At 59.4% G+C, this 18,895-nt stretch carries 27 protein-coding genes; 4 read left to right on the top strand and 23 right to left on the bottom strand.

What is annotated here, in order from left to right; genetic code table 11:
* Positions 1 to 126 precede the first annotated feature (126 nt).
* Complete coding sequence (locus AC1DVF_RS16290) at positions 127 to 1,053, top strand: LysR family transcriptional regulator (RefSeq protein ID WP_093436421.1); 927 nt, start codon at positions 127 to 129, stop codon at positions 1,051 to 1,053.
* Here the strand turns inward: AC1DVF_RS16290 and AC1DVF_RS16285 are convergent.
* Positions 1,050 to 1,412, bottom strand: coding sequence for a diacylglycerol kinase (locus tag AC1DVF_RS16285; RefSeq protein ID WP_099758166.1), 363 nt, complete (start codon positions 1,410 to 1,412; stop codon positions 1,050 to 1,052). The genes AC1DVF_RS16290 and AC1DVF_RS16285 overlap by 4 nt on opposite strands.
* A 74-nt stretch (positions 1,413 to 1,486) precedes the next feature.
* Entirely contained in the window at positions 1,487 to 2,137 is a 651-nt protein-coding gene (gene erdR / locus AC1DVF_RS16280; RefSeq protein WP_095119237.1) for a response regulator transcription factor ErdR, read from the bottom strand.
* Here erdR and AC1DVF_RS16275 point away from each other — a divergent pair.
* On the top strand, positions 2,130 to 2,288 hold the full coding sequence (locus tag AC1DVF_RS16275) for a hypothetical protein (RefSeq protein ID WP_156685511.1): 159 nt from the start codon (positions 2,130 to 2,132) through the stop codon (positions 2,286 to 2,288). The two genes, erdR and AC1DVF_RS16275, sit on opposite strands and share 8 nt — an antisense overlap.
* Before the next feature lie 72 nt (positions 2,289 to 2,360).
* On the opposite strand, the gene AC1DVF_RS16270 is transcribed toward AC1DVF_RS16275, so the two are convergent.
* The gene (locus AC1DVF_RS16270; RefSeq protein ID WP_099758165.1) at positions 2,361 to 3,110 is read right to left on the bottom strand and encodes a tRNA-uridine aminocarboxypropyltransferase; all 750 of its coding nucleotides are present in this window, start codon (positions 3,108 to 3,110) and stop codon (positions 2,361 to 2,363) included.
* 186 nt (positions 3,111 to 3,296) lie between these two features.
* Here AC1DVF_RS16270 and AC1DVF_RS16265 point away from each other — a divergent pair, with 186 nt between their 5' ends.
* Positions 3,297 to 3,722: a PA3611 family quorum-sensing-regulated virulence factor gene (locus AC1DVF_RS16265; RefSeq protein ID WP_016985722.1), complete on the top strand. Its 426-nt coding sequence runs from the start codon at positions 3,297 to 3,299 to the stop codon at positions 3,720 to 3,722.
* Here AC1DVF_RS16265 and AC1DVF_RS16260 read toward each other — a convergent pair whose 3' ends face one another.
* The gene (locus AC1DVF_RS16260) at positions 3,723 to 3,917 is read right to left on the bottom strand and encodes a hypothetical protein (RefSeq protein WP_077571372.1); all 195 of its coding nucleotides are present in this window, start codon (positions 3,915 to 3,917) and stop codon (positions 3,723 to 3,725) included.
* 350 nt (positions 3,918 to 4,267) lie between these two features.
* Between AC1DVF_RS16260 and AC1DVF_RS16255 the strand changes: the two genes are divergently transcribed.
* Positions 4,268 to 5,386: an LOG family protein gene (locus AC1DVF_RS16255; RefSeq protein WP_093436427.1), complete on the top strand. Its 1,119-nt coding sequence runs from the start codon at positions 4,268 to 4,270 to the stop codon at positions 5,384 to 5,386.
* A gap of 56 nt (positions 5,387 to 5,442) precedes the next feature.
* On the opposite strand, the gene recX is transcribed toward AC1DVF_RS16255, so the two are convergent.
* The 19 genes from recX to AC1DVF_RS16160 all read right to left on the bottom strand — a co-directional run bounded on the left by recX (position 5,443) and on the right by AC1DVF_RS16160 (position 18,795).
* A complete protein-coding gene (recX, locus tag AC1DVF_RS16250; protein ID WP_477782786.1) occupies positions 5,443 to 5,913 on the bottom strand; it encodes a recombination regulator RecX in 471 nt (156 codons plus the stop codon).
* An 8-nt stretch (positions 5,914 to 5,921) separates the two neighbouring features.
* Positions 5,922 to 6,977, bottom strand: a complete 1,056-nt coding sequence (recA, locus tag AC1DVF_RS16245) for a recombinase RecA (protein WP_007908746.1) — start codon at positions 6,975 to 6,977, stop codon at positions 5,922 to 5,924.
* Between the two features lie 83 nt (positions 6,978 to 7,060).
* Complete coding sequence (locus AC1DVF_RS16240) at positions 7,061 to 7,561, bottom strand: CinA family protein (protein WP_460090033.1); 501 nt, start codon at positions 7,559 to 7,561, stop codon at positions 7,061 to 7,063.
* A 67-nt stretch (positions 7,562 to 7,628) separates the two neighbouring features.
* Complete coding sequence (locus tag AC1DVF_RS16235; protein WP_460090032.1) at positions 7,629 to 8,147, bottom strand: lysis system i-spanin subunit Rz; 519 nt, start codon at positions 8,145 to 8,147, stop codon at positions 7,629 to 7,631.
* Positions 8,126 to 8,692, bottom strand: coding sequence for a glycoside hydrolase family 19 protein (locus AC1DVF_RS16230; protein ID WP_007908750.1), 567 nt, complete (start codon positions 8,690 to 8,692; stop codon positions 8,126 to 8,128). Before AC1DVF_RS16230 ends, AC1DVF_RS16235 begins: the two co-directional genes overlap by 22 nt.
* 36 nt (positions 8,693 to 8,728) lie before the next feature.
* On the bottom strand, positions 8,729 to 8,983 hold the full coding sequence (locus AC1DVF_RS16225) for a hypothetical protein (protein WP_460090031.1): 255 nt from the start codon (positions 8,981 to 8,983) through the stop codon (positions 8,729 to 8,731).
* Positions 8,983 to 10,143 (bottom strand): glycine-rich domain-containing protein, encoded by a 1,161-nt coding sequence (locus AC1DVF_RS16220; protein WP_477782785.1) that lies wholly within the window; start codon positions 10,141 to 10,143, stop codon positions 8,983 to 8,985. Before AC1DVF_RS16220 ends, AC1DVF_RS16225 begins: the two co-directional genes overlap by 1 nt.
* Before the next feature lie 9 nt (positions 10,144 to 10,152).
* Positions 10,153 to 10,584, bottom strand: a complete 432-nt coding sequence (locus AC1DVF_RS16215) for a phage tail assembly chaperone (RefSeq protein ID WP_116254544.1) — start codon at positions 10,582 to 10,584, stop codon at positions 10,153 to 10,155.
* Between the two features lie 2 nt (positions 10,585 to 10,586).
* Positions 10,587 to 11,324 carry a gp53-like domain-containing protein gene (locus tag AC1DVF_RS16210; protein ID WP_116254545.1) on the bottom strand — a complete coding sequence of 246 codons (738 nt, stop codon included), beginning with the start codon at positions 11,322 to 11,324 and terminating at the stop codon, positions 10,587 to 10,589.
* A 38-nt stretch (positions 11,325 to 11,362) separates the two neighbouring features.
* A complete protein-coding gene (locus AC1DVF_RS16205; protein ID WP_477782784.1) occupies positions 11,363 to 11,830 on the bottom strand; it encodes a phage tail assembly chaperone in 468 nt (155 codons plus the stop codon).
* Positions 11,830 to 12,756 carry a glycine-rich domain-containing protein gene (locus tag AC1DVF_RS16200; protein ID WP_477782783.1) on the bottom strand — a complete coding sequence of 309 codons (927 nt, stop codon included), beginning with the start codon at positions 12,754 to 12,756 and terminating at the stop codon, positions 11,830 to 11,832. The genes AC1DVF_RS16205 and AC1DVF_RS16200 overlap by 1 nt, the downstream gene beginning before the upstream one ends.
* Before the next feature lie 83 nt (positions 12,757 to 12,839).
* Positions 12,840 to 13,400 carry a tail fiber assembly protein gene (locus AC1DVF_RS16195; protein ID WP_477782782.1) on the bottom strand — a complete coding sequence of 187 codons (561 nt, stop codon included), beginning with the start codon at positions 13,398 to 13,400 and terminating at the stop codon, positions 12,840 to 12,842.
* A 7-nt stretch (positions 13,401 to 13,407) separates the two neighbouring features.
* Positions 13,408 to 14,448, bottom strand: coding sequence for a phage tail protein (locus AC1DVF_RS16190; protein WP_477782781.1), 1,041 nt, complete (start codon positions 14,446 to 14,448; stop codon positions 13,408 to 13,410).
* 139 nt (positions 14,449 to 14,587) lie between these two features.
* Positions 14,588 to 15,103: a phage tail protein gene (locus tag AC1DVF_RS16185; RefSeq protein WP_477782780.1), complete on the bottom strand. Its 516-nt coding sequence runs from the start codon at positions 15,101 to 15,103 to the stop codon at positions 14,588 to 14,590.
* Positions 15,100 to 16,251 carry a phage tail protein gene (locus tag AC1DVF_RS16180; RefSeq protein ID WP_477782779.1) on the bottom strand — a complete coding sequence of 384 codons (1,152 nt, stop codon included), beginning with the start codon at positions 16,249 to 16,251 and terminating at the stop codon, positions 15,100 to 15,102. Before AC1DVF_RS16180 ends, AC1DVF_RS16185 begins: the two co-directional genes overlap by 4 nt.
* 13 nt (positions 16,252 to 16,264) lie before the next feature.
* Positions 16,265 to 16,864, bottom strand: a complete 600-nt coding sequence (locus AC1DVF_RS16175; RefSeq protein ID WP_477782778.1) for a YmfQ family protein — start codon at positions 16,862 to 16,864, stop codon at positions 16,265 to 16,267.
* Entirely contained in the window at positions 16,852 to 17,898 is a 1,047-nt protein-coding gene (locus AC1DVF_RS16170; RefSeq protein ID WP_116254550.1) for a baseplate J/gp47 family protein, read from the bottom strand. The genes AC1DVF_RS16175 and AC1DVF_RS16170 overlap by 13 nt, the downstream gene beginning before the upstream one ends.
* On the bottom strand, positions 17,888 to 18,286 hold the full coding sequence (locus tag AC1DVF_RS16165; RefSeq protein WP_093436478.1) for a phage GP46 family protein: 399 nt from the start codon (positions 18,284 to 18,286) through the stop codon (positions 17,888 to 17,890). The genes AC1DVF_RS16170 and AC1DVF_RS16165 overlap by 11 nt, the downstream gene beginning before the upstream one ends.
* Positions 18,286 to 18,795 (bottom strand): phage baseplate assembly protein V, encoded by a 510-nt coding sequence (locus AC1DVF_RS16160; RefSeq protein WP_460097978.1) that lies wholly within the window; start codon positions 18,793 to 18,795, stop codon positions 18,286 to 18,288. The genes AC1DVF_RS16165 and AC1DVF_RS16160 overlap by 1 nt, the downstream gene beginning before the upstream one ends.
* Positions 18,796 to 18,895: the final 100 nt, after the last annotated feature.

Here is an 18,895-nt window from a genome sequence, read left to right as displayed (position 1 = left end):
TGACTCCTGGAGATTGGGTCTGCGCTGGCTTTTGAAGGCGACGGTGCGCAATTGCATCGCATTCTAATAGCGACGACAATATCTGTTAACTGGATTATTAAGATAAGGGTTATCGGTTATATCGATATGCGATTTACTCTCCGTCAACTGCAAGTCTTCGTCGCCGTCGCCCAGCAAGAAAGCGTATCCCGTGCTGCGGGTCTGCTCAACCTCTCGCAGTCGGCCGCCAGCACGTCGATCACCGAACTCGAGCGCCAATCCAGCTGCCAGCTGTTCGACCGCGCAGGCAAACGGCTGAGCCTCAACGCCCTCGGCAAACAGCTCTTGCCGCAAGCGGTGGCCCTGCTCGATCAGGCCAAGGAAATCGAAGACCTGCTCAACGGCAAATCCGGTTTCGGCTCGCTGTCGGTGGGCGCGACGCTGACCATCGGCAATTATCTGGCGACCCTGCTGATCGGCAGTTTCATGCAGCGCCACCCGGAAAGCCAGGTGAAGCTGCACGTACAGAACACGGCCAATATCGTGCAACAAGTCGCCCACTACGAAATTGATCTGGGTCTAATCGAAGGCGATTGTAGCCACCCGGACATCGAAGTGCAGAGCTGGGTTGAAGATGAGCTGGTGGTGTTCTGCGCGCCGCAGCATCCGCTGGCCCAACGCGGCAGCGCGACCATGGAAGAACTGACTCGCGAGGCATGGATTCTGCGTGAACAGGGTTCCGGCACGCGGCTGACCTTCGATCAGGCCATGCGTCACCATCGTAGCGCACTGAATATCCGTCTGGAGCTGGAACACACCGAAGCGATCAAACGCGCGGTGGAATCAGGACTAGGGATTGGCTGCATCTCGCGGCTGGCGCTGCGTGATGCGTTCCGCCGCGGCAGTCTGGTGCCGGTGGAAACGCCGGATCTGGATCTGGCGCGACAGTTCTACTTCATCTGGCACAAACAGAAATATCAGACTTCTGCCATGCGCGAATTTCTCGATCTGTGCCGCGCTTTCACCGCCGGGGTGCAGCGCAGCGACGAGATCGTTTTGCCGACAATCGCTTAAAGCAGAATCACTGCCCACACCAGCGCGATCATGCTCAATGCCACGAATTGTGCGGCGCTGCCCATGTCCTTGGCATTCTTCGACAGTGGATGCAGTTCCAGCGAGATGCGGTCAATGGCCGCTTCTACCGCCGAATTCAGCAACTCGACGATCAGCGCCAACAGGCACACAGCGATCAACAGCGCTTGTTCGACACGGCTGACACTGAGGAAGAACGTCAGCGGAATCAGCACCACATTGAGCAGTACCAGTTGGCGGAACGCCGCTTCACCAGTGAAAGCTGCGCGCAGGCCATCCAGCGAGTAACCGGAGGCATTGAGGATACGTTTCAGGCCGGTCTGGCCCTTGAAAGGTGACATAAAGTAGAAACCAACCAAAAAGGAGTGGGAAAGCTAGATCAACAAAAGTCAAAAAAGCGTGAAGACGCCAGCCATTATTGGCTCGGAATTGACTCAAGTTGTTGCAGCAGTAAAGCCGCTTGCGTGCGAGTGCGCACATTCAGCTTGCGAAAGATCGCCGTGACGTGGGCCTTGATGGTCGCTTCCGACACGCTCAGTTCATAGGCAATCTGCTTGTTCAACAGGCCTTCGCAGACCATGGTCAACACGCGAAACTGCTGCGGCGTCAGGCTGGCGAGGCCATCGCTGGCGGCTTTGGCTTCGTCGGAAACACTGACCGCCTCGAACGCTTGTGGCGGCCAGAACACATCGCCATCGAGCACTTTGCGCACCGCTTCCTGAATCACGCTGAGGTCGCTGGACTTGGGAATAAAACCACTGGCGCCGAACTCACGGGATTTGACCATCACCGAAGCTTCTTCCTGCGCCGAAACCATCACCACCGGAATCTGCGGGTACTGCCCGCGCAGCATGACCAACCCGGAAAACCCGAAAGCGCCGGGCATGTTCAAGTCCAACAGGACCAGATCCCAATCAGCCTTTTCGGTCAGACGCGCTTCCAGCTCGGCGATGCTCGCCACTTCCACCAGCCGTACATCCGGGCCAAGGCCCAGCGTCACCGCTTGATGCAGGGCGCTGCGAAACAGGGGGTGATCATCGGCAATCAGGATGTCGTATGTGGCCATTTTTCAAATGATCCTGTTTTTGATGGCAGACCCGGAGCATTCCGGTCTGGCCAAAGCAACTCAAGATGCCGCTTTCAAGCGATATCCACAGGGGCACGTTCAACGCCAATCATCAGCAAACACGGCGTTTCAAACCTTGGCCGCACCCTAATCGGCGCCAAGCATGCCCAGCGAAGACGGGGTGGTCAAGCAGCACGGCCGCTGGCTTGTACAGTATGGGCCACTATTGGGCCAACTCCGGCTGCGGCTTTCGTATATAAGGCAACAACTCGGCGTGGGCCGGCGTCGCTTCATTCATGTCCAGTTGCTGTTTGGCGCCGAGGTAATGCTGGCTGAACACGTCGAAATAGGCGTCCAGAGCCGAGGCGGCGTCGCTGTCACCGGCCAGCTCCAGGCACAACGCCGCGACTTCGGCGGTGCACAGGTGCTCACTGCGGGTCGAACGGCGCAAGCGGTAGCGCGAGAGTTTATCGGGCAGCAGACTGAGAATCGGCAAGCGATCGAAATACGGGCTCTTGCGGAAAATCTTCCGCGCTTCGGTCCAGGTCGCATCCAGCAGAATGAACAACGGGCGCTTGCTGCTATCGATCGCGACAGTATTGGTCACTCGCGACGGCTCCACGTATTCGCCGGGAAACACCAGGTACGGTTGCCATTGCGGGTCGTTGAGCAGCGCCAGCATCTGTGGATCGGGCTCGGTGCGCGACCAGATGAACGCGTGGTTATCGCGCACGACGTCGGCAATCAGCCAACCGGTGTTGCTCGGCTTGAACACTTCCTTGCCGGTCATGATCAGACACACGCCCGAACGCGTTTCGACACTCGGCCGCCAGGCGCACAGGCAATGGCTGATGATCACCCGGCAATCGCGGCAACGTTCGGAGCGAAAGCCACGGGCCTGAATCGGCTTGATGCCCTCGTCCTCGCGCTGATCGCGCAAGCGGGCTACGGCGTTGGGGGCATGATGGGTCACGGGCAACGCCTTACGGCAGGAAAACTCGACACGCACAGCACTCGGCAAGGCTATAAAGGCCGGCAGTTTACCAGAGCGGCGAGTGCAAACCTGTACCGTCCCGACCGGCTCCCCTATAATCCGGCGCCACTGAACGCACAGCCACAGGGCTGGTCGAACCACCAGTCACTGAATCAGGAGAGTTTCATGCTGCGCCTTATCGTTCCTACCGCTGCCATTCTGCTGGCGTCGTCCTTCACCGCTCAGGCTGCATCCCTGAGTGAGCAGAATCTGAACCGCGAGCTGCGCAACGTCGCCGCACAAAGCAGCGTCGGCACGCCACGCGCCATCAGTGAAGACATTCTTGATCAGGGTTTCACCGTGGAAGGCACGCAGTTGATCAACCACCTGAGCGTGCAGAAGAGCCACGCCGACAAAATGCGCGCTGACCCTAAAGCCGTGTATTTCCAGTTGGGCGCCTCGGTGTGCAACAACCCGTCGTTCCGCAAGCTGATGGCCAAGGGTGCGATCATGCGTTACGACTTCACTGAAGTGAAAACCAACAAAGCGATCGGCTCCGCCAGCTACCAGGAATCGGATTGCCCGAAAGCCGCCCCAGCGAAGAAGAAGTAATCATCGCGAATTGGCGCGCCGCTGTTCATCCTCGGCGCGCAGTTCGGCCAGCAAGGCCTGCAGATAGTGTGAACGGCGCTCGCCGCCCGCCAACCGCCGGCAGCACTCCTCTTCGAGACTGAGTTGATTGGTCTCGGCTGCCGCTTTCAACATCCGATACAACTGCGTATCGATCTCCAGAATCACTCTGGCCATATGTCCCGCCTCCTTGCCACCCACGAATCCTTGAATTGCATGCGCCTGGCCTACGGTCGTTGACGCAAAGCTGTCGTACGGCGCCTGTACGTTAGTTAATCAGAGGGATTGCCGCTTGGCGCACGTTCGGACGAGCGGTGAAGCAACGCGCGGAAAATCAATAAACGATTGCCAGCCAAAACTTTACGGCGCAATGATCAAGTCAGCGCAAATCCGTGCGAGGGTCTAGATTCAGTGTATTCCCGATCTTTTTTCAACGGCAGGCAAGGAACTGCCGATCGTGTGTTTTTTGCAGCGCGGCACTGACGCCGCTCGTCAGGGCCGACGCCCTGTGCAGAAGGAGACGTTGAATGCCTTACCAACCGAATGACTTGCTCAGTCGTCATTTTCAGGAAAGCGGCCCCGACCTCATCAGCAAGGTCGAAGAACAACTCAACCGTGTTTCCCCCAACAGCCCGAATATCCCTATCTACCGCGACATGATCCTGACCGTGCTGCGCATGGCCCAGGAAGACCACAATCGCTGGAACGCCAAGATCACCTTGCAAGCCCTGCGCGAACTGGAGCAGGCGTTTCGGGTACTGGAGCAATTCAAGGGCCGACGCAAAGTCACCGTATTCGGTTCGGCGCGCACACCGGTCGAACATCCGTTGTATGCGATGGCTCGCGAACTCGGTGCAGCCTTGACCCGCTCGGGAATGATGGTCATCACCGGGGCTGGCGGCGGCATCATGGCCGCCGCGCACGAAGGTGCCGGCCGCGATCACAGCCTTGGCTTCAATATCACCCTGCCCTTCGAACAGCATGCCAACCCGACGGTGGACGGTACCGGCAATCTGCTGCCGTTCCACTTCTTCTTTACCCGCAAGTTGTTTTTCGTCAAAGAGGCCGACGCACTGGTTTTATGCCCCGGTGGCTTCGGCACGCTGGATGAAGCGCTGGAAGTGCTGACATTGATCCAGACCGGTAAAAGTCCATTGGTGCCGGTGGTGCTGTTGGATGCGCCGGGCGGCACGTTCTGGCAGGGCGCGATGGACTTTATCCGCCAGCAACTGGAGAGCAACCGCTACATCCTGCCGACCGACATGAAACTGATGCGACTGGTCTACAGCGTCGACGAGGCGGTGGAGCAGATCAACCAGTTCTACAGTAACTTCCACTCCAGTCGCTGGCTCAAGCGCCAATTCGTAATTCGCATGCATCACAAACTCAGCGATCAGGCGCTGGAGCACATGCAGGAAGCATTCGCCGATCTGTGCCTGAGTGACCAGTTTCATCAGCACGACTACGCCGGCGAGGAACACGATGAAGCGCAGTTCAGCCATTTGGCGCGACTGGCCTTCACCTTCAACGCGCGCACTCACGGGCGTCTGAGGGAGTTGATCGATTACATCAACCTACCGGAAAACTGGGCAGATTCCCAACCGCAAACAGCGCAACGCAGCCGCGAACCGTCAAAGGTAATTTGAGGGCAAAAAAAAAACGGCCCGCTATTTTCATAGCGGGCCGTTTTTATTGAATCGGTTTAATCGTCCATCCCTCGACCGCTGAACAAGCGGTTGATCATCTCCATCGAGAACCCCCGATAGGCCAGGAACCGGCCCTGTTTGGCCCGTTCTTTCGCATCAATCGGTAAATGCCCGGAGAACTTGCGTTGCCACGTCTCCTGCAATTGCTCCTGCCAACTGATACCGCTTTCGCGCAGGGCGAGTTCGATATCGGCGCGCTGCAAACCGCGATGGCTCAGCTCTTCGCGAATCCGCAGAGGGCCATAGCCGGAACGGGCACGGTAGGAAACAAAGCTTTCAAGGTAACGGGCTTCGGAAAGCAGCCCCTCTTCCGTCAAACGGTCGAGGGCTGTTTCGATCATCTGCGCCTCGGCGCCGCGCTGACGCAATTTGCGCGTCAGCTCGACTCGACCATGCTCGCGACGTGCGAGCAAGTCCATGGCGGTTCGTCGCACCGCGACGAGGGTATCGAGTACTGCAGTGGTCATCGCTGCAATCAGATGTCAGCGTCGGCCAGGTCGTCTTCAGTCTCTTTGACTGCTGAGGCCTTGGAGTCGATCACGGCTGGAGTAAGCAGCTTGTCACGCAGTTGCTTCTCGAGCTTCGCGGCGATTTCCGGATTGTCCGCCAGGAACTTGGCCGAGTTGGCCTTGCCCTGACCGATCTTGGTGCCTTCGTAGGCATACCAGGCGCCGGACTTCTCGACGAAACCGTGCAGCACGCCCAGGTCGATCATCTCGCCATTGAGGTAGATGCCTTTGCCGTAAAGAATCTGGAACTCGGCCTGACGGAACGGCGAAGCGACCTTGTTCTTCACAACCTTGACGCGGGTTTCGCTGCCGACCACTTCGTCGCCTTCCTTCACCGCGCCGGTACGGCGGATGTCGAGACGAACCGAAGCGTAGAACTTCAGCGCGTTACCACCGGTAGTGGTTTCCGGGCTGCCGAACATCACGCCGATCTTCATACGGATCTGGTTGATGAAGATCACCAGGCAGTTGGCGTTCTTGATGTTACCGGTAATTTTACGCAGCGCCTGGGACATCAGACGGGCTTGCAGGCCCACGTGCATGTCACCCATTTCGCCTTCGATTTCAGCCTTCGGTACCAGGGCTGCCACGGAGTCGACGATGATCACGTCAACAGCGTTGGAGCGCACCAGCATGTCGGTGATTTCCAGCGCCTGTTCGCCGGTGTCCGGCTGGGACACCAGCAGGTCGTCGACGTTGACGCCCAGCTTGCCGGCGTATTCAGGATCGAGGGCGTGTTCGGCGTCGACGAATGCGCAGGTCGCGCCGGCTTTTTGCGCCTGAGCGATCACGGACAAGGTCAGCGTGGTTTTACCGGAAGATTCAGGACCGTAGATTTCAACGATACGGCCTTTTGGCAGACCGCCAATGCCGAGTGCGATGTCCAGACCCAGAGAGCCAGTCGAGATAGCCGGGATCGCCTGACGGTCTTGATCGCCCATACGCATCACGGCACCCTTGCCGAATTGACGTTCGATCTGACCCAGGGCCGCAGCCAAGGCTTTCTTCTTGTTGTCGTCCATTAAAGTCCTCACGTAATCAATAAGGCCTGACGGCCAACACCTGTATAAGTAGCCAGTATTATTCCACAGCGTTCGCGGATCGCCTACCCCTGATTTTCGATTTCTCGTGCCGCTAGTCGCAAGAGCCCCTCTAGCGCGGCCTTCACCGTTTGTCGGCGGACTTCATCGCGGTTGCCGGGAAAGTGCTGAACCTCAGTGGTGACCATCTCGCCAACGCCCCACGCCAGCCACACCGTACCGACCGGTTTGTTCGGCGAGCCACCGTCCGGCCCGGCGACACCGCTGACCGCTACGGCAAATCGCGCCAGGCTTTTGTCCTGGGCACCACGTACCATCGCCTCGACCACCTCGCGGCTGACCGCCCCGACTGTTTCGAACAGCTCGACCGGCACATTCAGTTGCTGAGTTTTCTGCCGGTTGGAATACGTGACGTAGCCAGCCTCAAACCACGCCGAACTGCCCGGGATACGCGTGATCGCTTCGGCAATCCCGCCACCGGTACAGGATTCAGCGGTGGTGACGTGGGCATTGAGCAGTTGCAGACGTCGGCCAAGGTCGGCGGCCAGTTGAGTGATCTCTTTCACGGCGTGCTCCGGATCGTGTGGAATGCCTCCACCGTACACGAGCCGGTTGCGCTTTCAATACACAGACTCATTCAAAATGTTCGGGCGCCAGCGCTCTGATATACGCCTGACACGCCTGCAAGGCGATCAGTCCACGGTCGCCGGTGTCGGTGATGGCGATAATTCGTTGAGCATGCGCCGGGTCAAGTCGGGCGCGTACGGTTGCATGATCCACGCGGCCGGCGCCAGCGGTGGCTGGCACGTTGCAGCCTGGGGCGATGTCGCTGGCGTCGAGAAGGACTGACAGGCGCACATCAGCAGTGGCAAGACGATCGCGCAGGCGATCCTGATCACGTTGGGCATCGCTCAGCGCTCGATAATGGGTTTGTTCGCTGGTCGCGAGCCGCTGCTCCAGCGCCAGGCGTTTATCCTGCTCGGCCTGTTGCGCGGTGGCGGCGGTCTGCGTCAGTTGATTAAGGGTTTCGGCGTTTAACCGGGCCTGCTCGGCCAACTGTCGGCCGTAGCGCCAGTCCTGAAACTGCCAGGCCGCAGCAAAAGCACCAGCGGTCAGCAATAAGATGCCGATCATTCGCCAGGGGATTGGCATAGCACCGCCCTCGCCCGCGCCCAGATTTCCAGACGATCCTGCAGGCCGTTCAACCCGCCGTTGATGCGACGGGTAATGGTGTTGAACTGATCGCGATCAGCCAGTTCGTTCAAGCCGTTCTGTTCCCAGAACCATGCCGCAGACTCGGCGGCCCATTGTGGCTGTTCGAGCAGTTCGGGCAGGGACAACAGACGTTCATCGCCGAACAGGCCAACGCTGCACTGGCGGTAATTCGAACGGCCAGTAATCTGGATCAACCCGCGTCCGCGGTATTTTTGCCCGTCGCCGTCAGCCTCTGGTGTGTTGCCCAGACGCAAGGCCAACGTACCGGTGTCGTATTTGCTCAGGTATTGGTTGTTGCCCAGTTCGCGCACATAGCGCAATTGCCCGGACTCGTGACCGACTTGCGCAAGGAACGCCGCGACGCGTTTGGGCGAGTCGATATGACGGCGAGCCATGGCACTGTTGAGTGCAGAAACAAAAACGCCCGCTTGGGAGCGGGCGTTGGGCATGATGTCGATAAGGTTGCTTTCAGTTATTTGCATAATGCTTGATCCTCCCTGGATATTGCCCCGATTGAATCACGGTTGACGGTTAATGCCTGTCAGCCATTTTTTTGCCAGAGTTTTCAGGGTGCCGTCCCGCGTATGTTCTTCGGGTAATGCAAACACCCAACCGAGGGTGCCGAAGTTGGCGGTCCAGTCGATTTGCGGTGCTGGAGTGATTTCAGTGATGTCGACCCAAAGCAGATCCGGGTGAAACATCTCGGCCATATTGCCTTCGGTGGAGAACAGTTCGACCACAGTGCAGTTGACGATGCGTGCGTAGGTTTTCATCAGGCGTACTCGTAGATGATCACGGCGCCTGAAGCACCTGCGCCACCAGGTCTGCCAGGTTGACTGGGTGCGTTGGCAATTCCTCCCGCACCGGAACCGAAACCGGAGCCTGGTGCGGCCAGAGAGCCTGCTGCGCTGTTGCCAAAACCGCCTCCACCCAACGGCGAGCTGCCACCGTGCCCAGCAAGGGTCGAGCCGTTGACAGAGATCCCGGGAGCGCCCGCGTTTCCCGCGTTGTTGACGATGTTGCCTCCACTGGCCGACTGGCCGGGATAGCCTCCGGTATAAAGTCCCATCCCCTGGTTCGCAACAAAGCCAATCCACGGCGACCCTCCACCACCGGCAGCCGAAACCAGCGAGCCGAAAGAGCTGGTGCCTCCTCCCCCGGCATTCGCCGCGGCCTGTCCCGCGCTTCCCCCAGCCCCCACAGTGACAGCCTGACGAGAACCAAGCGCCTCGGAAGGTAACCACGCTTCAGCATAACTACCGGAGGCGCCGCCACCCACGGTTGCATATTGGGAAGTTGTGGTCGCCCCGACTCCCGCACTTCCACCACCACCGCCCACAACCTTGACCAGAACGTGCTTCGTCCCGGCTATCGGCTCATAGGTGCCGGATACGGTAAACGTCTTTACCCCCAACAACCGGCCGCTCGCAGCATTACCACCGCTCGCATACACCAGCACCCAACTGTCCAGCGCCGCGCTGTACACCACCGAACACACACTGCTGCCGACAATCTCCGCTGGCCGCAATGCACTCTGTCCAAGGCTCAATAACGGCTTGGGCAGCAAGCCATTCGGTGCGAACGTGCTGGCTCCAGTGTTGGCATTACCAGCGGTAAAGCGCAGCGCCAGACCGTCCTTCAACGTAGTGATGACCGGCACGTAGTTGGCCATGTACAGATTGGCGGCGCCGATATCGGTCGCATGCTTGCCTTCACCGGCCTGACTGATTTTTTTCAGCGCCTGCAATAGCTGCGTCGCATCGGTTTCGTTTGGTTCAAGACCCGCAGATTTGACGACGTTCAACAATTCATCGGTAACGCTGTTGCCCCAGGTCGCCGGGATCAACGATCCGGGCAATCCCGCGACAACATCTTCATTGACGAACTTGCCGTTCACCAGCCCGACGCTGGGAGCGCTTTTTGGATAATCCATGTCGACTCCTCAGCCATTGGCCTGTAGCAAACCATCAAGCCAGTCAGGTTCGACAGGGCGCGAACGGGCATCGGGGAAGTCCGGATGATTGGGCCAGTCACGCAGTGCTTGCCGATAGGCCAGGAGTTCTTTGAACTCCTCGGTACGCAAGGTTGTGCCCTCGCCCATTTCCAGTTCTTCGGCATCGCGAAGGACCAGCCATTGAGTACGATCCAGTGCCTTGTCGCGCCAGAACCTTTCTGCGGCGTCGGTGGTTGGTCCAGCCAACACCACCCGCTCTGGACGCCCATTAGCGTTCAGCGAAAGAACTGTCCCTGCCGGAGCATTAGAGACCAACGCGCAATACTCGCCCTCGCTCAACGCAAACGCGTCAGCGGGGATATTCGCACCGTGTAGATCTGAATGATAAAAGCCAGAAGTTTGCGGAGAGAAATAATACATATTCAGTACCCTATACCGATTACGCGAGCAGCAATGGAGCCTGTCGGATAATCAGGACAGCGAACATTGATGCCCGCCAGCCGACTGATCGTCGCGTTGTTCCAGACCAGTAAAGTTGCCGATGAAGTGCCCTCATGGGTAGCAACTGCGAGAAATAATGCGTTGGGAAACATCAATGGCCATGGGTTTACATCACCATAATTACTATTGCCTGCCTGGCTGGCACTGCCACTGATCCATTGGATAATGACGCCACCCATCCACGAAGGAAAAACAACATAACCTGATGGCCCTAACCTAACCATGAACCCGAGTCTGAGCTTTTTAGGGGTCACAATAGATGTGTCACTGACACCGGCGTTGACCTCTGCCTGAGAGGCGATTTTTGCGGTTCCTACGAGGGACTCTGTGGCCTGTTGCACTTTTTTCGCAATGGCTTGAAAGACTCTTAACGGCGTCATCAACCGTGTATTGCTGGTGCCGGATTCGGCTTCGTCCTGACCGGCAAGACTCTCGCTTTGCTTCCTCGCTATAAGCGTATCAATGGCCGCTTTTAGTTGAGTGTTATCACTTTCATCAGCAGCCGCTCCTGAGACTTTGATGACTTCCAGAATTTCCTGCGTAACGGCATTTCCCCAACTTGCCGGAATCAACGAACCCGGCGTTCCAGTGAGAGGGTTTTCATCAACAAACCTGCCATTCACCAGGCCGGCGCTGGGAATATTTTTTGGGTAGTCCATCAATCTTCTCCATATTTTTAAAGCATCAACAAAACGTCTCAGGCAGAAACGCCGACCATCCACTCGGGTGCAGTCGGACGGAAAACCACTTCCGGGAAGTGGCTGGAATCAGGCCAGTCGCGCAGCGCTTGTCGGTACTCGAGCAGTTCCAGATATTGCGCAGCCTTGAGCAAAGTTCCGCGCCCCAGTTCCTGCTCATCGCGATGGCGAGTGACCAGCCATTCGGTCGCTGAAAGGGATGCCTGACGCCAGCTGCGTTCCGCTGCAGCAGCCGCTTGATCTGCAACAATCGGCGCCTGGAGGATCAACGGACTTTGCTGCGCGGACAGTGGGTCGGCAGCTGTCGGCAACTCACTGATCGGCGCGCCGATTTCGACCGCCTGACCATCCGGCACTCGCACCATCGACTCGACAAAAGACGGCGCGAACAGTTGGCTGATTGCGTAGTCACCGGCGTCGATCCGTTCGACGACTACGCCGTTCTCGATCCGTGCATAAACGGCCATTATTCGTACTCCCAGATTTCACAGAAGGCGTTGCCGCCGACACCGCTAAGGACAGAGGCGGACGCACTGGTCGAACAAGAACCGCTGCCACCCGAGCCTCGGCTCCCTGAAGTACCGGGGCCACTGAGGCCCATTAACGGGCCACCGCCATCAAACGGGCTCGCCCCGCCACCGCCGGCCAATACGCCCCAATTGGCGTTGTACATGGCGTAACCACCGCCCACTCCACGTGCGTTAGCCAGGTTGCCACCTGTGACGGCTTGCCCTCCGGCGCCACCCTGGACGAAGCCGACTGCCGTGGCTGTCACGGGGAAGGTCAGGATTTGCCCGCCCATGCCTCCCGCCACGCTCATGTAGCTGCCAAAAGAAGCACCACCACCGGCCTGCCCCATCGAGTTACGTGAAGCGCCACCCGCTCCCAGTGAAACCGGCACGCCGGCCATCATTTCCGCGCTCACGTCGTACAAACTCTCGCCATAGGCGCCACCGCCACCGCCACCGCCGATGCTGTGATAACCCGCTGCCACCGGTGCACAGCCGCCCCCCGAGCCTCCGGCTCCAACCAGACGCACACGAATGCGCCTGGCTCTTGGGTTCGGCTTGTAAACCGTGATCCCGACCGTCTCGATCTGCCGGACTGCCAGCAACCTCCCCACCGCATCGGTGATGCCATAGCCGGCCAACGTGGTTGGGGTATTTTTCAGTTTGTTGAAGTCGACCAGTGCCCCGATTGCGCTGGCCAATTGATCGGTTCTGGCTTCATCCGGCGTCAATCCGGCAGCCTTGATCGCGTTGAGAATTTCTTGCGTGACGCTGTTGCCCCACGCAGCGGGAATCAACGATCCCGGTGTTCCGGCGAGCGGGTTTTCATCGACGAAGCCGCCGTTGACCAGCCCCACCCCGGGAATGTTTTTTGGATAGTCCATGTCGGCACCTTCTAGGTTTTACAGGCAGCCGAATGCCGGCAGCACAGGGCCGTCTGTAAGGTTTTTATTGAGTGAGTGGCGAGTTACACGGTTGGCGGCGCAGGCCAGTCAATAACCGATGGATAATCCGGCTGCTGCTCGATCCGAGCCAATGTCAACGCATAACGCTTCCACGCTTGCAGAGTGGTCAACTGATCACTGCTCGCCTCGCCCAACTCATAGGCATATTGCAGAGGCGCAACCCGAATGACTGCTTCGCGCAGCCTGCTGTCCCGATCGATCTGCGCGTGCGCGATAAGACCTGTGCGCTCGGCTTCGACATCCAGTTCCCAATCGTCACTCTTCCAGAAGTGATAGATACCCGGTCTGGGCTTGGCAGTGAGGTGATCGGGTAGGCATCCCAATTGCGCCCAGTACTGGGGATTGCCATTGTCTTTGCGAAAAACCGTGCGGTTGCGCAAATCCACCGCTTGCAGGGCGCGCTGATTACGCCATACCCAGACATGTCCGGAGTCGGCCGCAGGCAACACTTGCGGCAGCTCGATTGCATTGCCCGGTACAACAACCCCCATGCCTGGGCAAACCGGCAGTTCGACGGGCCCGGTCAGTTCCCCGGTGAGTTCGTTGACATAGTAATAAGCCATAAATACCTCAAATCAGTTTAAGGCGACCTGGATACGCAATGTTTCTAGGTCGGGCCATTCCCCAATACGGGGCGCTGAAGTTTTCAGCATTAGTGGCAGTGACGTAGTACGTCAGGCCGAGGAAAGCGGTCGGATCTGCCCCGATCGTCTCCAGATTGCCGATCGCGTGAACCGCCGGGGCGGATCCGTTATCACCGGCGATGTTGGTTCCCGTCTGCCATGAGCCGGCCACTCGGCCCGCATCAATATTGCGTTGCTCATCCAGCATCCGCAGGAACTCGCCGCGAACCTCAGGCCCGCGAAAGGTCTTGATGCCGTCACCGCTGCTCCAGCCACCCGCGCGGTCAGCTTCGACACGCAACATTCCCGATTGAACAGCGTGATCCCAGAGCCACGGCCATTCGGCACGCAGAAACTCACGACCGTTGAGTGCGCCATATCCACCTGGGCTGAGCGCAGTCGACGTCTCAAATACAATTCGTCCCAACGCACTGCCATCGAAGCGCCCCACCGGCCACCAGTTACCCGAACCATCGCTGCGCAAGTGCCACCAGTCGCCCGCCCCCATCAGCACCAGAAACGGGTAGCCGTTTGCCGACAGATGAGTATGAAAGCGGACTCGATCATTGCCGGCGGCTTGCACTACCAAGCGGTTAGCGCTGTTGTCGGTTCGACGGACAATGACGTCGCGCACACCGGAAAGAGCGTTCACCGGCGGCAAAGTGATCGTTACATCGGCCCCATTGGCACTGATCAAGACCAGCCCCAGCTCATCGGCAATCAATGTCTTGGATCCGGAAACTTCCGTCACCCGTGATGCCATGGGACTGGCCAGGCTTAGAAGTTTTTTGAATGCCGCCAACAACTGATCCGTAGCGGCTTCGGCCGGGGTGATTCCGGCCGCCTTGATAACGCTTAGCAACTCTTCGGTGACGCTGTTGCCCCAAACCGCCGGAATCAACGACCCCGGCGTACCCTCCACCCGGTTTTCATCGACGAAGCGGCCATCGACCAGGCCGACGCTGGGGACGCTTTTTGGATAATCCATAGCTTGCTCGTTCCTTTGAAATGACAAATGACCGGCGTCGACACAGCTTCTTCTGCGTGCCTGTCCACGGTCCGTTTTCTGAAAATAAAAAGCCCACAACGAAGTGGGCTTGGGTGACGCTGAACGGAGGTTTTTCGGCTTAGCTGGAAAGGCCACTGGCCAATTCGCGAATGGCGACCAAAGCTTCGTCACCAGCGCTGCGCGCCAGATCCATGTTGCCTTTGGCAGCCTGTGCGCGAATTTGCGCTTTGGCCTTCAGGCGCAGCGTACGCAGCGCCAGCAGATGGTCGGTCAGTTGATCGGCCTTGCTCAGAATCTGCTCGGCGGCTTGTTTGGCAGTGCGTCCTTTGCCCACCCACGCCGCGACCGACAACGGCACTTCCTTTTTCGGGTAACCGGCGTCCTGGTAGGCCTGAGCATCGGCGGCTGCCTGGGCGTATTCCATGGCTTTGAGCGGGTCGCCGGCCAGTGCAGTACGAACATTGTGAGCGGCGGCATCGACTTTGCTGCACAGGCGTTCGGATTCCTGCTGTTCCAGCTCGGCGACTCTGGCGGGATTCAGCTGCCACTTTTCGCCATCCCAATCATGAGCAACAGATGGTTGTGCCGGGCGCAAGCCGTCCTCGAACTGATGCAGTTCTTGAAGGATGATCATCGAATCAACTCCCAGGAAAAACTGATGTTGACCGCTGCGGTGAAATTGACAGCGATACCCGATGCATAGTCAGACAAACCGTGACTCTTGAGCCCCATGCTGAACAGCAGTTCATCGCTTGCGGCGTTGCTGGCGCCCCAAGTGTGTTCTGTCTGGTAGCTCTGCCAAAGCGAGCGCAATTCAGAGTGGTCAAAGCTGGCAGTGAGGGTCGAGACAGTCGTGTCGCTCACGACGTTGCTGGAGAAAATCAATACAGGTGCATTTGCAGTTGCCCAGCCGTCCCAGTTACTGGATGTTCCAATCGTCGGGTTCAAGAAACAGTAATTGCCGCCGAGCCACCCTGCGGGTGCAAACCCGACAGAACTGATAGCCGTCGGATGCGGCGTCGGATTGCCCACCACCAGCCGCGCCGCACGCGCATGTGGATCGAGTGGAAGGTAAACCACACCATTGCCGTTAACTGTCTGCGTCCACGACAAGCGACTGCGGTTATAAATCGGCCGGACAATCGGCACCGAGCCGGGACCAGCCGTCACCACCCACGCCAGACAAAGATCCAGCGTCGTCGATTGGAAACCGCCTCCCGCCGCTCCATTGATCGTGCCTTTCAAACCTTCCGGAGTAGCGTCATAGATCGTACCGCGCTGCATGTAGAAGGTCAGCGCGCCGGCAACCACTTGCGCACGCAGAAAGTAACCAGAGTTAGGCAACAGATCGGCACTGCTCCAGGCTTGTGTCGTAAACGTACGCGGACGACCCAACTGACCTGCCAGCACTTCCTGGCCCAGGCTGATCAGTACACCGGGCAGAATCGATAACCGCCCGCCGCTGGTAGCAAACGCGGTCGGCGTGATGGGCAATCGCCCGTCTGCCGTAGCAACGGTAGCGGTTGGCAAGGCGCCAATCGGCAACGCCGAATCCAGATTCCAGCCCTTGGCCGAAACGCTCTGAATCGCCTGCAACAACTGATCGTATTTCTTCTCGTCCGGCGTCAGGCCCGCCGCATTGATCACATTGAGAATTTCCTGGGTAACTCCGTTACCCCAATCCGCCGGGATCAGCGATCCCGGGGTTCCGGTCATTGGGTTCTCATCGACAAACTTCCCATTCACCAAGCCGGCGCTGGGCACACTGTTCGGATAATCCATGGCTCATGCCTCCCTAGTCATAATTGATGTGCACCTTGGTATGCGCCGGTGCGCTGCGATGAATCAGGCATTCCAGTGCCGACCCCGGATTGACGCCGAAACGCTCGCCCCAATAGCTCGCGCCGAAACGCCGGCCGAGCAGCAAGCGGCCGCCGGTGTTGAGCGTCCACATGAACTGCGCCTCCCACGTGCCCCAGTGCGCCGAGCCGAAACGCGAGCGGCCCATGCGCGGGGCTTCGAGTTCGGTGATGGTGGCGTTGGGGTAGCCCTGGCTTTTGGCGATATCGAGGTAGTAACCGACGGCCTGGCTGCCGACCGCGAGCAAGCGGCGGCGTACGGCGAGGCGGCGGTCGTCGAACAGCGGCGTGGCGCCCAGGCACGGGTCGGGCAGGTTCATCACCCGTTCCCAGTCCGGCACCAGTTCGCTGACGCCGGCCGGGTCCATCTCGTTGAGCAGGTCGGCGGCGCGGGCATCAAGGCGGGCCAGTTCGACGGCGACGCCTTGCAGCACTTCTTCCAGTTCCGGCACCCGTTCCGGGTCCCACGCCGGGCCAGTGGGCAGCAAGGCGCGCAGTTGCGCCTGATATTGCGCGGCGGTTCTTATGCCCCCCATACGCAACCTCCGAAGGTCAGCAGTTCGCTTTGCCCGGCAGGCACGTCAGCGGCCGGCGCGGTCAGGGTGTGATCGTACTCACCACCGGCGCTGCTGATGGCTTCGCGGATATGGCTGATCAGCAACGGCACACCCAGATCGGCCTCACGGTTGTGCAGGTCGCGCAATTGCGCTTCAACGGCGGCACGCACGGCGGTGGTGTCCGGGTTGACGCTCTTGAAGCGATACACCACCGGCACCTGAATCGGCCGCTGCACGTGCACTTCCGCAGTCACCGGACGCAACGGTTCGATGTAGTCCTGAACCTCCGCCAATTGCTCATCGTTGGGCACCGGTTGCGGGTCTTCATCACGCATGATGAACACCGTCACTGTGCCTGGCCCGAGCAGGCCGCCACGACACCAGGCGCGCGTTACGCCCGGCACTTCCAGCGCCCACGTCTCGTAGTCACTGGCCGAGCCACCGTGGGGAATCACGCGGTAGGAACGAATCACCCGCGAGCGCAGCGACTCCAGACTTTCCCGCGCCACGCCGCCGCTGAGACCCGGTGTCAACACCACAAAACTGGTGCCGACCACGCCGGCAATCGGTTGCACCGGTGTCAGCGCCAGACCGGCGTCGGCATTACCGAGGCTGCCGGCATCCAACGCCGCGATGGTAGTGGTGTTGCTGCCATTGACGGTGGTGCGTGCGGTGGTGACTTTGTAGGTGCGGCCATCGCTCGCTTGCAGCAGCGTGTCGACATCCAGCACGGCACCGGCAGTGGCGGTAAAGCTGACGCTGCCGGTGGCGACTTGCGCAGGTTTGCGCGGCTGGTTCAAACGCAGTGCGGCGATGCGCTCCAGGGTCGACTCATCGGCCTTGTCGGGCAGGATCTGCTCGGCAATCCAGTCAAGATAACCGTACAGACCATAAGCCGCGCCACCGAGGGTACGGGCCAGCACTTGCGCATCGGACTGGCGCAGCGAATCGCCGGCCAGGTCGCTTTGGGTACGCTTGATCAGCACCGGCAGCGAAGGGGTTTCAAACGGCATAGATCACCTGCCAACTGTTATCGGGGTTGATGTCCAGACGTTCGCCGTCGGCCAGGGTCAGGACCGTGCGCAGGTTCAGGCGCTGGGCGTCGAGGCGTTCGCTGATAATGTCGATGGCGCTGCAGTGGCCGTCGTCGATCAGCCATTGCAAGGCTTCGCGGGCATAGAACTCGGCGTCCATCTGCGTTTGTCGGGTCAATTTCACCCGCCTCAGTAGCCATAGCCGCGAGCCGATGCGATCGTCGGCGACGGTGGGAAAGGTATCGCCCCACCAGCCAAAACGTTCTTCGTCGTCGAGGGCGTCGTCATCGGCGGCGCGGCGCCAGGTGAACAGGCTGATGAGTACGGCGCGGGTCAGCGCGGCGTGGAGGTTCGGGCTGATCAGCATCACTTGCCTCCTGCCGGCGCGCCGGTCTGGCCGCTGCCGGCCTGTACGCCGACGTGCACGTGTTTGATCTGGCTGATGCCGCCGGCAATCTGGTCGCCGGCGGAGACGATCTTGCCGGTCTGGTTGATCACCGGCGTATCGAAGTTCACCGCGCTGCTGGCGCGGATGTTCAGCGTGGCGGTTTCGATGTCGATGATCCGCCCGCGTTTGAAATGAATTTTGTCGCCCTCGTCGGTGTAGATCGCCACTTCGCCCGACGCCAGCGATTGCAGGCGATAACGGCGGTCGGCGATGACCAGTGCGATGGCGTGGGAGCGGTCGCCACCGAGAAAAGTGACGACACCTTCGGCGCCGGCCAGCGGGTTACTGGTGAAGCCGTAGGGTTCGAAATGCTCCATGTCGTCGTTCACTTCGCCGGCGGTGAGGCGCATTTGCAGCGATTGCAGCTTGGATGCCGAATTGGCGAGCACGACAGTGCCGCGCGCCAGCAGGCGTGTCAGTAGGCTCATGAATTGTCCTCAAGTGGTGAGGTTGACGCTGATCCCTGTGGGAGCGAGCTTGCTCGCGAAAGCGTCCTGACAAGCACCAGAGCGGTGTCTGATCTGACGC

Source organism: Pseudomonas sp. P4_D7 (assembly GCF_056401755.1).
This window is presented reverse-complemented; position numbering and strand designations above follow the sequence as displayed.

Excerpts from the sequence above, each read along its gene's own strand:
- AC1DVF_RS16225 (WP_460090031.1), bottom strand. The coding sequence starts at position 8,983 with ATGAAAACCTACGCACGCATCGTCAACTGCACTGTGGTCGAACTGTTC.
- AC1DVF_RS16215 (WP_116254544.1), bottom strand. The coding sequence starts at position 10,584 with ATGTATTATTTCTCTCCGCAAACTTCTGGCTTTTATCATTCAGATCTA.
- AC1DVF_RS16230 (WP_007908750.1), bottom strand. The coding sequence starts at position 8,692 with ATGCAAATAACTGAAAGCAACCTTATCGACATCATGCCCAACGCCCGC.
- recX (WP_477782786.1), bottom strand. The coding sequence starts at position 5,913 with ATGACCACTGCAGTACTCGATACCCTCGTCGCGGTGCGACGAACCGCC.
- AC1DVF_RS16220 (WP_477782785.1), bottom strand. The coding sequence starts at position 10,143 with ATGGATTATCCAAAAAGCGCTCCCAGCGTCGGGCTGGTGAACGGCAAG.
- AC1DVF_RS16235 (WP_460090032.1), bottom strand. The coding sequence starts at position 8,147 with ATGCCAATCCCCTGGCGAATGATCGGCATCTTATTGCTGACCGCTGGT.
- AC1DVF_RS16205 (WP_477782784.1), bottom strand. The coding sequence starts at position 11,830 with ATGGCCGTTTATGCACGGATCGAGAACGGCGTAGTCGTCGAACGGATC.
- AC1DVF_RS16210 (WP_116254545.1), bottom strand. The coding sequence starts at position 11,324 with ATGGACTACCCAAAAAATATTCCCAGCGCCGGCCTGGTGAATGGCAGG.
- AC1DVF_RS16160 (WP_460097978.1), bottom strand. The coding sequence starts at position 18,795 with ATGAGCCTACTGACACGCCTGCTGGCGCGCGGCACTGTCGTGCTCGCC.
- AC1DVF_RS16290 (WP_093436421.1), top strand. The coding sequence starts at position 127 with ATGCGATTTACTCTCCGTCAACTGCAAGTCTTCGTCGCCGTCGCCCAG.
- AC1DVF_RS16195 (WP_477782782.1), bottom strand. The coding sequence starts at position 13,400 with ATGGCTTATTACTATGTCAACGAACTCACCGGGGAACTGACCGGGCCC.
- recA (WP_007908746.1), bottom strand. The coding sequence starts at position 6,977 with ATGGACGACAACAAGAAGAAAGCCTTGGCTGCGGCCCTGGGTCAGATC.
- AC1DVF_RS16200 (WP_477782783.1), bottom strand. The coding sequence starts at position 12,756 with ATGGACTATCCAAAAAACATTCCCGGGGTGGGGCTGGTCAACGGCGGC.
- AC1DVF_RS16165 (WP_093436478.1), bottom strand. The coding sequence starts at position 18,286 with ATGCTGATCAGCCCGAACCTCCACGCCGCGCTGACCCGCGCCGTACTC.
- AC1DVF_RS16190 (WP_477782781.1), bottom strand. The coding sequence starts at position 14,448 with ATGGATTATCCAAAAAGCGTCCCCAGCGTCGGCCTGGTCGATGGCCGC.
- AC1DVF_RS16185 (WP_477782780.1), bottom strand. The coding sequence starts at position 15,103 with ATGATCATCCTTCAAGAACTGCATCAGTTCGAGGACGGCTTGCGCCCG.
- AC1DVF_RS16170 (WP_116254550.1), bottom strand. The coding sequence starts at position 17,898 with ATGCCGTTTGAAACCCCTTCGCTGCCGGTGCTGATCAAGCGTACCCAA.
- AC1DVF_RS16255 (WP_093436427.1), top strand. The coding sequence starts at position 4,268 with ATGCCTTACCAACCGAATGACTTGCTCAGTCGTCATTTTCAGGAAAGC.
- AC1DVF_RS16180 (WP_477782779.1), bottom strand. The coding sequence starts at position 16,251 with ATGGATTATCCGAACAGTGTGCCCAGCGCCGGCTTGGTGAATGGGAAG.
- AC1DVF_RS16175 (WP_477782778.1), bottom strand. The coding sequence starts at position 16,864 with ATGGGGGGCATAAGAACCGCCGCGCAATATCAGGCGCAACTGCGCGCC.
- AC1DVF_RS16260 (WP_077571372.1), bottom strand. The coding sequence starts at position 3,917 with ATGGCCAGAGTGATTCTGGAGATCGATACGCAGTTGTATCGGATGTTG.
- erdR (WP_095119237.1), bottom strand. The coding sequence starts at position 2,137 with ATGGCCACATACGACATCCTGATTGCCGATGATCACCCCCTGTTTCGC.
- AC1DVF_RS16265 (WP_016985722.1), top strand. The coding sequence starts at position 3,297 with ATGCTGCGCCTTATCGTTCCTACCGCTGCCATTCTGCTGGCGTCGTCC.
- AC1DVF_RS16285 (WP_099758166.1), bottom strand. The coding sequence starts at position 1,412 with ATGTCACCTTTCAAGGGCCAGACCGGCCTGAAACGTATCCTCAATGCC.